The following is a 14,829-nucleotide window of genomic DNA, read 5'->3' as shown; positions in this document are numbered from 1 at the left end:
CCGGGGGTCAACGTCGTGCCGATCAGGCTCAGCTTGTTCCTACGGCGCGGTGCGCGACTGCGGGTGGGTCGTGTCGGCCTGGCGGGTTGGCTGGTGAGTGATCACCGCATCGCGGTGCGGTCGGAGACGAGGCCGGCGATGGCCAGGTGGGTCTCGTCGTAGTACTCGCGGCGGCGCCCTTGTGGGAGGTGGCGACGGGCGTGCCCGCCGCCACCGACGACGGCTTGGAACGGCCTCTCAACCACGCGTTGTGCAGCCCGGGTTGGGTATCGAGCCGTATCATCGATGGACTGTAATATTCCGCCCATTTTCGATTCGTTGGGGGAGATCGTCCGTGCCCGCTCACATAGCACCTCCCTGTGTCGTTCTGCCGAGGAATGTGGTGACGACCGACGAGATCTGTGCCGACATCCGCCGGGCCCATCCCGATCTTCCGCGTCTGGAGGCCGTGTTGCGGGTCGCCCGGGCGACGACTGTGCGGACCCGGTGTTTCACCCGCCCGCTGGGTGCCCCCACTGTGGCTGGAAAGGCTCTGGTAGAGGAGCGCAATCGGGCGGCTTACGAGGATGCGTTGGGCCTCGCGGTCGAGGCGGGGCGGCGAGCGCTGGCCGAGACGCGGCTGCGGCCCGAGGAAATCGATGCGGTCGTCACCAGCCACACCACGTCGTGGACCGTGCCGTCCCTCGACGTGCATCTGGTCGGGGCGCTGGATCTGCGGCCCGACGTGCGGCGCCACCCGATGGGAACGGTCGGCTGCGCGGGCGGGGGCCAGGGCCTGGTCCGCGCGCACCAGGACATCGCCGCCCATCCCGGCGCGAACGTCTTGGTCGTGACCTCGGAGTGTCTGTCGGCGGCGACGTACAACCATGAGGACACGAGCCTCGAATCGATGGTCTACAAGGTTCTTTTCGGGGATGGTGCCGCCGCCGCGGTCGTCTCCGAGAGCCCGGTCTGGGGCGGGCCGAGCTTCGTCGTTGAGGACACTTTCGAGTACGTCCTGCCGGACAGCGCCGACCGCTATCGGGGCCGGCTGAGCGGCGCTGGACTGCACTTCGACTCCACCCGCGCGGCGACCGCCGCCTTCAACGACTGCCTTCCCGCCTTGCGGAAATGGCTCGATGCCGACGCCCAGCCGCTCGACTTCGCGGTTGTGCACCCCGGCGGCCCTCGCATCCTCGACGATACGGCCGTCGGCCTCGGGCTGGACGAGAGCGAGGGGGGTGCCCTACGGCACGCCTGGGAGAGCCTGGCCGTCAACGGCAACCTGGGCGGCTCGGCGGTCCTGGATGTGCTGTCCCGTACCTTCGCCGAGCCGCCGGCCGCCGATGACTCGGGCCTGATCATCGCCTTCGGCCCAAGTTTCGTCTTGGCGGCGGTCCGCGGCCGCTGGTCGAGCTGACCGGCGGCGACGCTCGAGCTCACGGACGTACGCCGCCAGGTCCAACGACGCCGGAAACGGAGGAGTACGCGTCCCCCGAGACGCCTTACGAGGCGCCGTCCGGCGAGATGCCGCGTGACCAGCTCCTTGCGTTTGGTGTGAGCAATGCTCAGGACTTGTGGATCGGGTGGGACGCGGAGGGCGTACCTTCCCGAATGATCCCTTGATAGTCACCGAGTAGGCCCGCGTTGCAGGGCGGGTCGGGAAGGCGCGCCCCGTGCTCAGCGTAGTTATCGGCGACTGCTCCACCCAGTCCGGCTCCCTGATCGACGAGATCGTGCGCGAAGGCGCCCGCCGCATGCTGGCTGCCGCGCTGGAGGCGGAAGTCAACCAGTACATAGCCGAGTTGGCTGTCGAGACGGACGAACGTGGTCGACGGCTGGTGGTCCGCAAATGGTCACCACGGCCGGCCCTCTCGAGGTCAGGGCCCCGCGGGTGAACGACCGCCGCATCGACGAGGCCTCCGGCGAGCGCAAGCGGTTCTCCTCGAAGATCCTGCCACCGTGGTGCCGCAAGTCCCCGAAGATCTCCGAGGTGCTGCCGCTGCTCTACCTGCACGGACTGGCCTCCGGGGACTTCGTGCCCGCGCTGGAGCAGTTCCTCGGCGGCACGGCCGGCCTGTCGCCGGCGGCCGTGACCCGGCGACGCGGCAATGGCAGGACGACCACACTGCTTTCCAGGACTGCGATCTGTCCGACCGCGACTTCGTTTACGTCTGGGCCGACGGAGTCCACCCGAAGGTCCGCCTCGGGCAGGCGCACTCCTGCCTGCTGGTCCTGCTCGGGGTAAGGCTGGACGGCGCGAAGGAGCTGATCGCGCTGGCGGAGGGGCTGCGGGAGTCCACCGAGTCGTGGGCCGACCTGTTGCGCGACTGCCGCCGCCGCGGCATGCGCGACCCCGAGCTGGTGGTCGGTGACGGAGCCATGGGCTTGTGGCGGGCGCTGGCGGAGGTGTTTCCCGCTGCTCGGCAGCAAAGGTGCTGGGTTCACAAAGCTCGGAATGTCACGAACTGCCTGCCGAAGTCAGCACAGCCGGGCGTAACGAAGGCGATGCAGGAGATCTACAACGCTGAGAGCCGCACCCATGCCGAGAAGGCGATCGAGGCATTCGCGAAGGCCTGCGGGACCAAGTGGCCCAAGGCTGTGGCGAAGATCACCGACGACCGGGACGAGCTTCTGGCGTTCTATGACTTCCCGGCCGAGCACTGGATCCTGTACCGCTCGAAAAGTTATCGCCGCAGGTGGGCAGTGGTGTTCATGGCTGTCGGCGGTGGCTGGGATGCTGTCGCGATGATGGTGTCGCGGCTGTATCGCGCCGCCCGCACCCTGCTGTCCATACCCGGGGTCCTGCTGAGCCGGGATACCGCCAAGGACGCCGAGCTGCTGGTGCTGCGACATGAGAACACGGTGCTGCGCCGTCAGCTCAAGGGGCCGGTCCGCTTCGAGACCACCGACCGATTCTGGCTTTCCGCGCTGTCCTCACTGATCCCGCGCCGTCGGTGGGCGAAAAACTTCCCCGTCACGCCCGGCACCGCAGGCTGCTCGCCAGCAAGTGGGACTACTCCGCCCGTCGGAGGCGGAACGGTCGACCACCCACAGCCGCCGCGCTCAAGAAGCTGGTACTGCGCCTGGCGCGCGAGAATCCGCAGTGGGGCCACCGCCGGATCCAGGGTGAACTCGCCCGGCTGGGGCATCCGATCGCACCGTCCACGGTCTGGCAGATCCTGACCACCGCCGGCATCGACCCGGCCCCGCGCCGATCCGGACCAAGCTGGCGGGAGTTCCTGACCGCCCAGGTCGAGGGCATCATCGCTGCGGACTTCTTCCACGTCGACACCGTACTCGGCACACGCCTGTACGCCATGGCGTTCCTCGAACACGGAACCCGCAGGCTACACATCACCGGCGTCACCACCCACCCCACAGGACAATGGGCGACCCAGCAGGCGCGCAATCTCGCCGCCGGCCTCGGGACCCGCATGGAGTCCCTGCGATTCGCCTTGCGCGACCGCGACGCCAAGTACACCGAATCCTTCGACGCCGTCTTCACGGCCGAGGACATGGACGTCCTGCTCAGCGCCCCACGAGCACCCCGGATGAACGCCCACTGCGAGCGGGTGATCGGCACCATCCGACGCGAAGCCCTCGACCACGTCCTGGTCGTCAACGAAGCCCACGCCCGCCGAGTCTTCGCCGAATATCAAGATCACTACAACAGGCATCGGCCCCACCAGGCCCGAGATCAACGTCCGCCCAACGCCCCGGACCAGCCCGCCACCGTTACCGATCTCGATGGCCGCAGGCTCCTGCGAACCCGTGTCCTCGGCGGCACCATCAACCAGTACCGATATGCCTCATGACGTGCAGCGATGACTTTTCGAGCGGTACAGGCGCAGCCGGGCGGTGGCCTGGGCCTCGATGCGGGTGCGGCGGATGAGTCGGGAGCGCTCCTCGGCCGCGAGTTCGGGTGCCAGCAGGACTTGCTTGACCGCTACCTGGCGGCCCAGCACCTCGTCCTCGGCGAGCCAGACCCGGCCCATGCCGCCCTGGCCTATCACTTTCATCAGGCGGTAGCGCCCGCCTACTTGCTCCCCGCCGGTCCCCGTCATGGGCGGAACCCTACCCACCTGGCGAGCCCTCGAAGTACCCCGCTACCTCGATGATCTACTCCGTCGGGAATCTTGACCGGCGGGCCGTTCAGCGGGCCGAGCCGCCAGCTCTCCGACCCGGTGAAGCGGCCGTCTGCAAGATTCCCGACGGAGTCAACTCACACCAGCTCTGCTCGCCAGCAAATTCAGGTTGAAATTCCCTCAGTGTCCACGGGGGTCGAGCGCCGCGTGGAACCATGACCTGGAAGTGCTGTCTACGAGGGGAACGCCGGATGGCGACACGGAAGAAGCAGAGCTGGATCGGGATGGGGATCATTGGCCTGGTGATGGGCGCCTTGTTCCTGTGGCTGTCGGCCGGCAGCGAGGGCCCGACCAAGTGTGACGACAAGGTGATGCACGAGGGTGACACGTGCATCCAGGGCGGCCACTGGCGGTCCCTGCAGGAGCAGAGGGACGCCGACAGCGGCACAATTCAGGGAGTGTCCAGTAGACGGCTGATCCAGTTTCTGTAGTGGGTCAGTTGGCGGCCGGGGTGAGCCGGCCTTCGAAGGCGATCTGGAAGGCGTTCAGAGGTGCCTTCCAACGCATGGTCCACCGCTTGCGGCCCTTGCCGGTTGGGTCCAGCGACATGAGCGCCATGTAGACGCACTTCATGGCGGCGGCCTCGTTGGGGAAATGTCCGCGGGCGCGGACGGCCTTGCGGATGCGGGCGTTGACGGACTCGATCGCGTTCGTGCTGCAGATGACCTTGCGGATCTCGACGTCGAAGGAGAGGAAGGGCACGAACTCGGCCCAGGCGTTCTCCCAGAGCCGGATGACCGCCGGGTACTTCTTGCCCCAGGCTTCCTGGAACTCGCTGAACCGCTCGGTCGCGGCGGCCTCGTTCGGCGCCGTGTAGACGGGCTTGAGGGCCTTGGCGATCTTGTCCCAGTCCTGGCGGGCCGCGTGCCGGAAGCTGTTCCTCAGCAGATGAACGACGCAGGTCTGAACGATCGTTCGAGGCCAGACGGTCTCCACCGCCTCGGGCAGGCCCTTCAGCCCGTCGCAGACCAGCATCAGCACGTCATCAACGCCCCTGTTCTTCAAGTCCGTGAAGACGCTCAGCCAGTACTTCGCGCCCTCACCGCCGTCGCCGGCCCAGATGCCCAGGATGTCGCGGTGGCCCTCGGCGGTCACGGCCATGACGACGTAGACCGGACGATTCGCGACCTGCCCGTCCCTGATCTTCACGTTGATCGCATCGACGAACAGGACCGGATAGACGCGGTCCAGCGGGCGGTTGGACCATTCCGCCATCCCGTCCATCACCTTGTCGGTGATCGTGGAGATGGTGGCCTTGGACACGCTCGCGCCGTAGACCTCGCCCAGATGTGCGGATATCTCCCCGTGGGTGAGACCCTTCGCGGACAGCGACAGCACCATCTCGTCCACGCCGGACAGCCTGCGCTGGCGCTTCTTGACGATGGCCGGCTCGAACGTGCCCGCCACGTCCCGGGGCACCCTCACCTCGACCGGACCGACATCGGTCAGCACCGTCTTCGCCCTGGTTCCGTTGCGGGAGTTGCCGCTGTTCCGCCCCTCGGCGTCGTGCTTGTCGTATCCGAGGTGATCGGTGATCTCGCCCTCCAGGGCGGACTCCAGCACCCGCTTGGTCAGCTGCTGGAGCAGCCCGCCCTCGCCGGTCAGCTGCAGGCCCTCGCTGCGGGCCCGGTCCACGAGCATCGCGACCAACTGCTCGTCACTCGCCGGCACCGACGCAGCCACCGGCTCGACGTCCGCGTCCGCTATCTGCTCGATGGTGGTGTCGCTCATCAGGCGTCTCCTTGATCATCGGATCCGCCGATCATTGAACACTCCCCCCACTCCCACCACCCTGACCAGCACAAATGGAGAAGTACTGCTGGAGTACTAAGGCGGGTCAGGTCGCCGGCGGCTGGCTGGACGGGGTGGCTCTGATCGGCTGGCTGGTCCAGCTGCTTCTGGCGGCGCTGCTTGTTGCGGTGACCCTCATGCATCGTCCGTCTGAGTGCGCGGTGTTGCTGACCGCTGACGCCCAGGTGCTTGGGTTGGGGCAGCCGGATGAAGGGAGGTGACTTCTCGCCAGAATGTGTCGGCTGGCGCAGTCGCCGAGGGCCCCTGCTCCTTCATCAGATCGTCCAGATCTGAACTTTTGCGCTGTCCATGTGGTTCTTTCATGAAATGCCAGCTTGCGCAAATAGTCTCATAAAGGTCAAGCCTGCCGAATACTCCAGAGGGGTGCCATCGGCGAACCGGAACTCCCTGGAGATCCAAATGGTTCCGCGGCGTGTCGCCATCACAAGGGTGCAAATTATTTACTGCACTCGGCGCGCAACACTTTCAATCTGGCCACGTCGGCGAGAAATGGCTACTCGATACCTTTTGAGCCAATGGGCATCCGGAAGGCTTTATTCAAATGACTTCTTCGAGCCGTCGGTTTAGATTCGCCTGGTCTTGAGCGGCGGGGGGTTGCTCACAAGCGAATGACGTCTCCCCGTCGCCACAATCGGGGAGGGAATATGCGCAAAAATTTTAAGGCAGTTTTCTTGGCGGCGGCGATGGTGGGGGGTGTACTCATCGCCGGCGCTCCGCCGGCTACGGCGGCTCCGTCCCAGAACGTGTCGGTGGCTCCCTCGGCCTCTAAGCCCGTTCCGCACCCGGTCATCGCCGAATACAAGGGGCGGAAGATCAACCTTGCTGAGGGGTGGCAGGGTGCACAGACCTGCACGGAGCTGCCCGGAGGCGCTGTCCACTGCTACGACACGTTCGAGCAGGCGGACGCCGACACCGCCCGGTTCATGGCCGCGCGTGCGGGCTCCAATGACGTGGCCAAGTACACGGCACCGAGCCAGAAGCGGAACGGTGGATCTGGCGTGGCCCGGGCCGGGAAGGTGCAGGACTGCTCGGCGGACTACTGGTGCCTGTACGACGGCCCGAACTACTCGGGCCCGCACTTGCAGTTCTTTGACCCCGGGACGAAAGAATTGAGCGACTGGGGCTTCCGGGACAGAGTGAGTTCCGTCTACCGGATCATCGTGAACTATCCGTTGAACTACGGCGGCGCCCATCTGATCGACTACCGCTCCTGGCCGGTCGCGGACCGCGACATCGCATTGACGGGCGGCTATCTGGAAGACGAGTTCCCCGATCTCAGCCGCCTCTCCTACCCGGGTGGGGGCAATTGGGACAACAAGGCCGACGCCGTGAAGGTCTGGCGGGGCTGACCTGAAGCGGCCGGCCGGCTTCTTGCCGACCGGCCGCACCGGCATTTTCAGGAGTTTCTCTTTGCCGTCAGAGCAGAAGCCATGAAAGCTCCCTCGGTCAGGGGCGCGTGTCCCAGCGGTGTTGCAAGGCTCCGGTGGGGCCGACGACATATAGCTGATAGCCCTTGGCCAGTGAGATGTGCTCCTCACGCACGAGGAAACCGGTGACCCCGTTCCTGAGACTTTCGAACGTTGGAGAGCTGTCATCGGGATTGCGTGTCCACACGCTGATGACAGGGGCGCCGGAGTCAGAACGGTACTGGATGCCGTACACCTCTGGTGCCCCACCGGACCGGTGGTAGCGCTCGGCCAGGGTGGCCTCCGCCGCATCGGGGGTGCCGGCGGGTGTATTGGTCGGTGCGGCCTGGATGGGCCCGCGATCCTTCTGGAAAACGGTACAGCCCGACAGAGCCAGAACCCCGGTGGCAGCGAGCGCCAGCAGAGCAGAGGTCATAAACGGCTTTAAGGGAATGCGAGTCATACCCGGCCCAATCTTCACTGGAATGTGGGGAGTTGCATGCATTTCGGCAGTATGCGCCAACAGGCCGACGATACCCAGCGCTCCACCTCCATCACCAGTGCGGTTCAAGGCTCGCCCATAGCCGTAGCCCGTCCCCACACGACGGAATCACACATATTCAAAGGAGTCACCCATGCCCGCTGTCCGCCGTCTTGCCGCAACGGCGTTAGTCGCCGCCGGTTTCCTCGCCACAGCCATAACACCCGCCCAGGCCGCAACGTCAGCCACGTCGTGTGAGCGCGTGTGCATCCTGGACGCCCGGACCGGGGGTCATCCGGACCATGACCGCCTGGTGTTCGACCTCAGCGACCACGTCGCGCCGCCTGCAGTGCAGGCCCAGGTCTCGGCCGACGGGTCCTACATGCCAGGGGCTTCCGGCGAGACGCGGCACCTGGCGATCACCGGGCAGTCCTACCTGCTGCTGGACGTCTACCCGGCTCAGGCCCGCCCCAGCGGCCCCGACGCCTACACCACACCCACCGTGCAGCCGGTTTCGCTGCCCTCGCTCAAGGGTGTGCAGATGACAGGCGACTACGAGGGCCACATCGGATTCGGCCTCTCGCTGGGCGACTACACCCGGTACCAGGTCTCCACGCTCACCGCGCCGAACCGCATCGTCGTCGACGTCTACCACTAGCCCGTCGGCCCACCACCCGCCGCCCGGCCCCACAACTCCTGCCCGCCTCGTGCCCCGGCGCACGGGCGGGCGGGCCTCGCCGCGCCCTGCCGGGGCGCGGGACACCACGCCTCGAGACACGGGGAAACGTTCACGTGAGACGCAGAATCAGAAAGAGAACCCGCGCGCCGTTAGCCGCTGTTGTGACGGTCGCTGCGCTGACCGGCGGCCTGCTCCAGGCCGAACCCGCCATCGCCGCACCCAAACCCAACCCGACGGCCGCCCCGGCCCCACCGCCGGCGCCTCCGGGCCAGGTCGAGGATCCGGGCAAGAAGCTCGGTTCGGACTGGAAGTCGAGTCCTGACCGGGCGGTGACCGCGGCTGCCGATGCGGACGGTCTGGACATCCTGGTCGCCGACAGCAGTGGGGCGTACGCGTGGAAGAAGGCTGCGAAGCTGTCGGAGCCGGGCCTGCCGGCGGACTCGTGGATCGGCAATCAGTGCCTGATGGACCACGACCACGCCGCTGTCGTGTATGCGCCGCGTAGCTTCACGAACAAGCCGGACCTGATGCAGGGCGGCGCGTTCACCGCGATCGTCAACCTGTCGACGGGGCACGTGACGAAGCTGCCGTTCACGGCATCGCTGGCCTACTTCGACCCGTCCTGCAACACGACCACGCGCACTGCGGCGTTCACTGTCTACCGGGACATGAACGACCCCGCGAGCACCCGCACGCGTGTCATGACGGTGGACACCGCCGGGAAGACCACGGGCACGGCTGCGGCGAAGGGCGAGATCACCAGCGCGGTGCCGGTGAAGGACGGCACCGTCGCAGCGCTCGGCAGTCACCTGGTCCACCTCAATGCGTCGGGCACGGTGAAAAACCTTGCGGACGCGGACAGTGCCCCGTTCGACATCCGACCCGCCACTGACGGCAAGATCGCCTTCGTCGACCGCAAGGACACCTCCACGGCGACCGCCAAGGTGTTCACCGGCACCGGCAAACCGGCCGTCGTCGCCTCTGGCAAGCTCGGTGACCTCGACCTCATCACGGGCGAGGCGGGCCAGATCTTCCTCACCGGCCACCCCGCCACCACGCCCGCCACGGCAGGAACCGGCATCACGCGCACCAACGCCCCGGCGAATACCGACGTGTCCTCACACGGCCGCCTGGCCGTCGACCCGGTCCTCACCCCCGGCGTGCGCGCGGGCCTGACGCACATCAAGGACGCAGGCAAGAGCTTCGACAAGGCTGATGAACCCGCCCCGCATGCTGCGGCCTCCGCTGACGGCAATGATCCGGTGACCGTCACCAGCACCGTCACCACCACCGGGACCAAGCTCACCCAGAGCGTGCAGCAGCAAGCTCCTGACGGCTCCGGGACCATTCCCTCCCCAGCCCTCGGAAGAACCAGAGGCACCACCAAGCGCACCGCAGCTGCCGGGGCATCCACCGACCCGACCGACCCGGACCGCTGGTGTGCGGTCTCCCGCAATGACCTCAGCGCGCAGGCCCTGCAGCCGACCTCGAACCAGGTCGAGTGGGGGGTCGACATGGCGGTGCGCGGCCAGCTGCGCTCCAAATGGCTCCAGCAGGGCGGCTACCGCGACCAGGCCGGTCTCGGAACCATCGACCCTCAGGGCCTGTTCCCGCCGCCGACTCTGACGGGCGGAGGCAAGATTCCGGCCAACGTGCTGCTCGGCATCATGGCCCAGGAGTCGAACCTGTGGCAGGCCGAGTCCGGGGCGATCCCCGGCCAGATGGGCAGCCCGCTCGCGGCGGTGGACGGCTACTACGGGCACAAGGCCGACCCCAACAACCCGGCCGCCTACTGGCAGATCAACTGGGACAAGTCCGACTGCGGCTATGGCGTCGGCCAGGTCACCGACGGTATGCGGATGGCCGGTCACGAGAAGCCCGGTGAGACGAGCCTGTCCCCGGCCCTCCAGAAGCTGATCGCGGTCGACTACGCGACGAACATCGCCGCCTCCATGAAGATCCTCGCCGACAAGTGGAACGAGGTCCACAAGGACGGGCAGAAGGTCACCGTCAACAACGACGATCCGTCCCTGGTGGAGAACTGGTTCACCGCCGTGTGGAACTACAACCTCGGCTTCAACCCGCCCTCCGACGCGTCCAACCACGCCGGGCACTGGGGACTGGGCTGGTACAACAACCCGGCCAACCCGATCTACGAGAAGAGCTGGGGCCACCCGTTCATGGACACCGACGTGGACGGGCCGAACGCGAACAAGGACGCCGCCCACCCGCAGTGGTGGCCGTACCAGGAGAAGGTGATGGGCTGGGCCGCCTGGTCCATCGACACCGGATACTCCTACTCCACCTCCGGCCGCCAGGACCGGCCCGGCCAATCCGGGTTTTCCACGGCCGGATTCCGGCCTGCCTGGTGGACCACCACCATGGACCGCAGTCACGTCTCACCGGTACTGGAGACCTTCTGCAACAGCAACAACAACTGCGACAAGGCCACACCACCGAACTGCCCCAACGCGGAATGCTATGCGCAGTACTGGTGGAACCAGCCCAACGCAACATGGAAGAAGGACTGCGCCACCAGCTGCGGCCACGAAGCCATCAAGTACCAGACGCTGATCCCGGAGCCGGGGCGCGGTAGCTTCCTCAAAGACGGCACACCCATATGCTCCGGCGCACCGCTGGACTCCCTGGTCGTCACCTCTGTCCCCAACGGCACGGAAACATGGGGCGAATGCGAAAAGACCACCTCGAAGGGAAGTTTCCAGTTCGGGTTCACACCAGACAGTAGCGGCCACTATCAAGCAAAGGCGGACCTGCACCAGATAGGCGGCGGCTACGGCGGCCACTACTGGTACACCCACACCCGGGACCGCGACCACTTCGGCGGCGACGGCGGCCTCATGACCATCGACGGCACCTGGACCCTTGGCCAGAACCTGAACTGGGCCAGCGTATGGGTGCACTTGCCCGACACCGGCGCCCAGACCCGCCAGGCCGCCTACACCGTCGGCGGAACGGACAGCGCCAGCACGAGACGGGTGGTGCCCCAACGTGCCGGCTCCTGGTTCAGCCTCGGCGCGTTCCATTTCACCGGCACCCCGAAGGTGTCGCTGTCGAACGTGACAGCGGACGGCACGGCCGACGAGGATGTTGCCTGGGGCGCGGTCGCCTTCCGGCCGCTCTCCGGCAAACCGGCCAACTCCATCGTGGCCATGGGAGACTCCTACTCCTCGGGCGAAGGCGCCAGTGCGGCAGGTGGCAAGGACTTCTCCCCGGAGAGCGACCACCCCGGCGATCGGCCCGACAAATGCCACCGCTCCGCGTACGCGTGGTCGCGGCAGGCGGCGCTTCCGGGCGCTTCGAAGTCGGTCGGTGAGATGGTCGACGCCCGTGACCCGCAGATGGACTATCACTTCGTCGCCTGCTCGGGGGCCCGCACGTACGACATGCTGCTGCCCGGCACGGACGGTGGCCAATACGGTGAGGTGTCGCAGTTCGACGCAGGCTACCTCGACCAGAACACCACCCTGGTCACCCTGTCGGTCGGCGGCAACGACGCGCGCTTCACTGACGTGTTCAAGAAGTGTGTGTACGAGGTCATCTTCGACCTCTGCCAGAACGCGTCGATGGACAACGAGGACCCGACCACGGGTAAACCCCTTCCGGGGAATACGGGGCCGCTGAAGGACTGGGCTCCCAAGTGGCTGCACGACTCCGTACGCCCCCAGATCGTCAAGACACTCAACGCCATTCACGACCGGGCGAAGAACGCGAAGATCATCCTCATGGGCTACCCCCGGCTGCTGTCCGGAGGCGGACAGTGCATCCCCGGCATCGGCACGGAGGAGGCACCATGGCTCAACTCTCTCGCGGACATGCTGAATGAGGAGATGAACGGAGCCACACTCGACTCCACAACCGAGACCGGCGCCTACGCGCTCTTCGCAGATCCGCGGTCCGAATTCGACGGCAAGGCGATATGCGGTGACCCAGAAACAGTCAACGGCATCGTCCTGACCGGGCACGCGCAGGCCGACAACTCACCAGTCGGCATGGCATCGTTCCACCCGAAGATCTCCGGCGCACGCCTCTACGCGAACGTACTGGAGCGCCGCCTCAAGTAGAAGGCCGTTCCAGGACACGACCCATTCTGCCCGGACTTCCTCCGGCCTACGGTGGGGCCTGAGTACGCATACTCAGGCCCCACCCGCTGTGCTTCGGGACCATGGGCTTCCTCACGTCAGATCGAAGGAGAGACCGGTATGTCTGCGACTTGGAAGCCTCGCCAGGCCCGGAGAGCAGCAGCTGCCACATGGGCTGTCGCCGCCGTCGTGGGCATCGTCTCGTGTTCTTCCGGAGACAGAGCACTCAGCTACGAAGACTTACGAAAGCCTGCGGGCAGCCCGCAGGCCGTGCAGGCCAGGCAGAAGGCGGAGAAGCGCATGACCGATGCCGTCGATGCCTACGGCAAGAAGATGTCCCTCACCCCCGCTCTGGTCACTGTCAACGACTCTTGCGGGAGCGGGGCCGGGGGACTGTGGCCCTCCGGCGATGACACATACAAGATGCGCTGCTCACTGGAAGTCACCGGCTACTTCGGCACCGCGCCCGACCGGATCAGTGACGTGCTGGAGTCGATTCTGTCCGCAGGAGACCAGTACAAGGCCTCGCACCCCAACGGCGGAGGAGGTGTCGTCTCCAGCCAAAATGACTTCGCCTCCAAGCTGGTCACCTACTACAAGGGAAAAGGGCCGAACCCCCTGGGGCCGAATGCACAAGAGCCCACACAGCTCCTCGACGGTGCAGAGACCCTGGAGTGGGACACGGTCCGTAGTCCGCAGCGCCCGGTTCTCATCCACGAACCGTCCCCGTGCATCCAGCCCGACCCGCCGATTCGACGGTGCACCCACCAGCCGGAAGCGAAGACCGTAGCCGACATCCGCCGCCAATACGGAATGGTGTTCACCTTGCGCCAGCCCAGCACAACATACTTCGAGATCCTCAAGAACGACACGATGAACGGCGAACGCGCGAACGTGCGCTGAACGCGGAGGCCGAACTCGGCCGCACGCAGAAGGAGGTCTTCGCGCAACGGCAGCAGATCGGCGAGATCATGGGAAAGCTTCGCGACTTCGACCAGATGGTTCCGGGGGAATCCGTTCAGGCACTGACCTCCGAGAACATCACCCTTAAGCGTCGCGTCCAGCAGCTCACCCGGGAACACCGCACCTTGCAAGAACGCCTTGAAGGCGCGCGGTCCAACCTGCGCTTCTCCGGCAAACGCATCGCTGACCTCGAAGCTCAGATCCTCGAACTCCGGAAGTCTTCCTGAGCTTGTCTTTAACCCTTTGGCGGAGCCTCAGTGACACCGTTAGGTTCTCCGCGGTGACCTTGATGGAGACGCAGGGCCTCGTGTCGATGACCGACGAGGCGCAGTTACGTTGGATGGCGCTGGGGGACACGACTCGGCAGCCGCCCGTGGTCATGCTCCACGGCGGTCCGGGACTGCCGGACTATCTGGGCGATGTCGCCCCCATGGTCGCGGACCTCGCGCCCGTCTACCGGTACGACCAGCGTGGCACGGGCCGGTCCCCGTGGCGGGGCCCCCATTCCTTCGCCCGGCATGTCGACGATCTCGCCGAGCTACTCGACGCATGGGACGTGCCCAGGGCCGTACTGATCGGGCACTCCTACGGCACCGACCTGGCGAGCCGGTTCTGCCTGACGCACTCCGACCGAGTTGCCGCAATGCTGCTGATGTGCGGGCCGTTCGTCGGTGATTGGCGTACCGGGGACCGAGCGGAGCGCGGCCGCCGCATGTCCGCAGCGCAGCAGGAGCGGCTCCGCGAATTGGAGGAGTTGCCGCACCGTACGGAGGAGCAGGAAGTTGAGCTGCTCACGCTGGCCTGGTTCACCGACCACGCCGATCCCGAACGCGGGTGGCACTGGGCCGCGCAGGGTGCCCAGCGGCGCCGCCCCATCAACTGGGCTATGAACAGCGAACTTGGCAAGGAAAGACACGCGGACCCGCTCGATGAGCACCTTGCCGAGCTGCGCGCGCACCTCCCCGCGCGAGCGGAACTCCTCGGTGGGGCCGATGATCCCCGCCCTGTGTCGGCACTCGAAGCACTCGCGCTCCGGCTCGCTCTTCCGCTGACGCGGATCGAGGGCGCAGGGCACGAACCCTGGTTGGAGCAACCCGACGCCGTGCGTGCGCACCTTCGGCGATTCGTGCAAAGCACGGTGGGCGCATAGGGCTTCGACCAGTTCGCTGGCTGGACTCATCCCCGGCTGTCGGCACCGTGGCGGGTTCCGGTGTCGAAATGGGCCTCGAACTAGGCCGCTCACCTGGGCATTCTCCTGACG

13 protein-coding genes and 2 pseudogenes are annotated in these 14,829 nt (G+C 66.4%); 11 read left to right on the top strand and 4 right to left on the bottom strand.

Translation table 11 applies throughout. The annotated features are described in order from the left end of the window. Positions 1–101 precede the first annotated feature (101 nt). Positions 102–245 (bottom strand): hypothetical protein, encoded by a 144-nt coding sequence (locus tag OHA17_RS40425; protein ID WP_331721323.1) that lies wholly within the window; start codon positions 243–245, stop codon positions 102–104. 137 nt (positions 246–382) lie between these two features. Between OHA17_RS40425 and OHA17_RS40420 the strand changes: the two genes are divergently transcribed. The 3 genes and pseudogenes from OHA17_RS40420 (at position 383) to OHA17_RS40410 (ending at position 3,797) form a co-directional block, all read left to right on the top strand. Beyond that, entirely contained in the window at positions 383–1,399 is a 1,017-nt protein-coding gene (locus OHA17_RS40420; protein ID WP_406510971.1) for a PhlD, read from the top strand. Between the two features lie 256 nt (positions 1,400–1,655). Then, a pseudogene (locus tag OHA17_RS40415) lies at positions 1,656–2,661 on the top strand (IS256 family transposase); the annotation flags it as partial. A 66-nt stretch (positions 2,662–2,727) separates the two neighbouring features. Next, positions 2,728–3,797 (top strand): annotated as a pseudogene (locus OHA17_RS40410) (integrase core domain-containing protein). Here OHA17_RS40410 and OHA17_RS40405 read toward each other — a convergent pair. Further along, positions 3,792–4,046: a hypothetical protein gene (locus OHA17_RS40405; RefSeq protein WP_406510970.1), complete on the bottom strand. Its 255-nt coding sequence runs from the start codon at positions 4,044–4,046 to the stop codon at positions 3,792–3,794. The pseudogene OHA17_RS40410 and the gene OHA17_RS40405 sit on opposite strands and share 6 nt — an antisense overlap. Positions 4,047–4,318: 272 nt before the next feature. On the opposite strand from OHA17_RS40405, the gene OHA17_RS40400 reads away from it, so the two are divergent. After that, positions 4,319–4,558 (top strand): hypothetical protein, encoded by a 240-nt coding sequence (locus OHA17_RS40400; RefSeq protein WP_331721320.1) that lies wholly within the window; start codon positions 4,319–4,321, stop codon positions 4,556–4,558. A gap of 4 nt (positions 4,559–4,562) precedes the next feature. On the opposite strand, the gene OHA17_RS40395 is transcribed toward OHA17_RS40400, so the two are convergent. Next, positions 4,563–5,768 carry an IS256 family transposase gene (locus tag OHA17_RS40395; protein WP_331721580.1) on the bottom strand — a complete coding sequence of 402 codons (1,206 nt, stop codon included), beginning with the start codon at positions 5,766–5,768 and terminating at the stop codon, positions 4,563–4,565. A gap of 164 nt (positions 5,769–5,932) precedes the next feature. Here OHA17_RS40395 and OHA17_RS40390 point away from each other — a divergent pair, with 164 nt between their 5' ends. Further along, positions 5,933–6,139, top strand: a complete 207-nt coding sequence (locus tag OHA17_RS40390; protein ID WP_331721319.1) for a hypothetical protein — start codon at positions 5,933–5,935, stop codon at positions 6,137–6,139. A gap of 444 nt (positions 6,140–6,583) precedes the next feature. Then, positions 6,584–7,288 carry a peptidase inhibitor family I36 protein gene (locus OHA17_RS40385; protein ID WP_331721318.1) on the top strand — a complete coding sequence of 235 codons (705 nt, stop codon included), beginning with the start codon at positions 6,584–6,586 and terminating at the stop codon, positions 7,286–7,288. A 97-nt stretch (positions 7,289–7,385) separates the two neighbouring features. Here the strand turns inward: OHA17_RS40385 and OHA17_RS40380 are convergent, their stop codons facing one another. Further along, positions 7,386–7,808 carry a hypothetical protein gene (locus OHA17_RS40380; RefSeq protein WP_406510969.1) on the bottom strand — a complete coding sequence of 141 codons (423 nt, stop codon included), beginning with the start codon at positions 7,806–7,808 and terminating at the stop codon, positions 7,386–7,388. A gap of 331 nt (positions 7,809–8,139) precedes the next feature. Here OHA17_RS40380 and OHA17_RS40375 point away from each other — a divergent pair, with 331 nt between their 5' ends. The 5 genes from OHA17_RS40375 (at position 8,140) to OHA17_RS40355 (ending at position 14,718) form a co-directional block, all read left to right on the top strand. Next, positions 8,140–8,484: a hypothetical protein gene (locus tag OHA17_RS40375; protein ID WP_406510968.1), complete on the top strand. Its 345-nt coding sequence runs from the start codon at positions 8,140–8,142 to the stop codon at positions 8,482–8,484. 182 nt (positions 8,485–8,666) lie between these two features. Continuing rightward, a complete protein-coding gene (locus OHA17_RS40370) occupies positions 8,667–12,587 on the top strand; it encodes an SGNH/GDSL hydrolase family protein (protein ID WP_331721315.1) in 3,921 nt (1,306 codons plus the stop codon). A gap of 318 nt (positions 12,588–12,905) precedes the next feature. Next, entirely contained in the window at positions 12,906–13,508 is a 603-nt protein-coding gene (locus tag OHA17_RS40365) for a hypothetical protein (RefSeq protein WP_331721314.1), read from the top strand. 68 nt (positions 13,509–13,576) lie between these two features. Then, complete coding sequence (locus OHA17_RS40360) at positions 13,577–13,795, top strand: hypothetical protein (protein WP_331721313.1); 219 nt, start codon at positions 13,577–13,579, stop codon at positions 13,793–13,795. Positions 13,796–13,857: 62 nt separating this feature from the next. Continuing rightward, positions 13,858–14,718 carry an alpha/beta hydrolase gene (locus OHA17_RS40355; protein ID WP_331721312.1) on the top strand — a complete coding sequence of 287 codons (861 nt, stop codon included), beginning with the start codon at positions 13,858–13,860 and terminating at the stop codon, positions 14,716–14,718. Positions 14,719–14,829: the final 111 nt, after the last annotated feature.

This window comes from Streptomyces sp. NBC_00212 (assembly GCF_045206365.1).
In the GTDB taxonomy this organism is placed as follows: domain Bacteria; phylum Actinomycetota; class Actinomycetes; order Streptomycetales; family Streptomycetaceae; genus Streptomyces.
The sequence above is the reverse complement of the archived record's forward strand: the minus strand, read 5'-3'. Positions and strand labels throughout refer to the sequence as shown.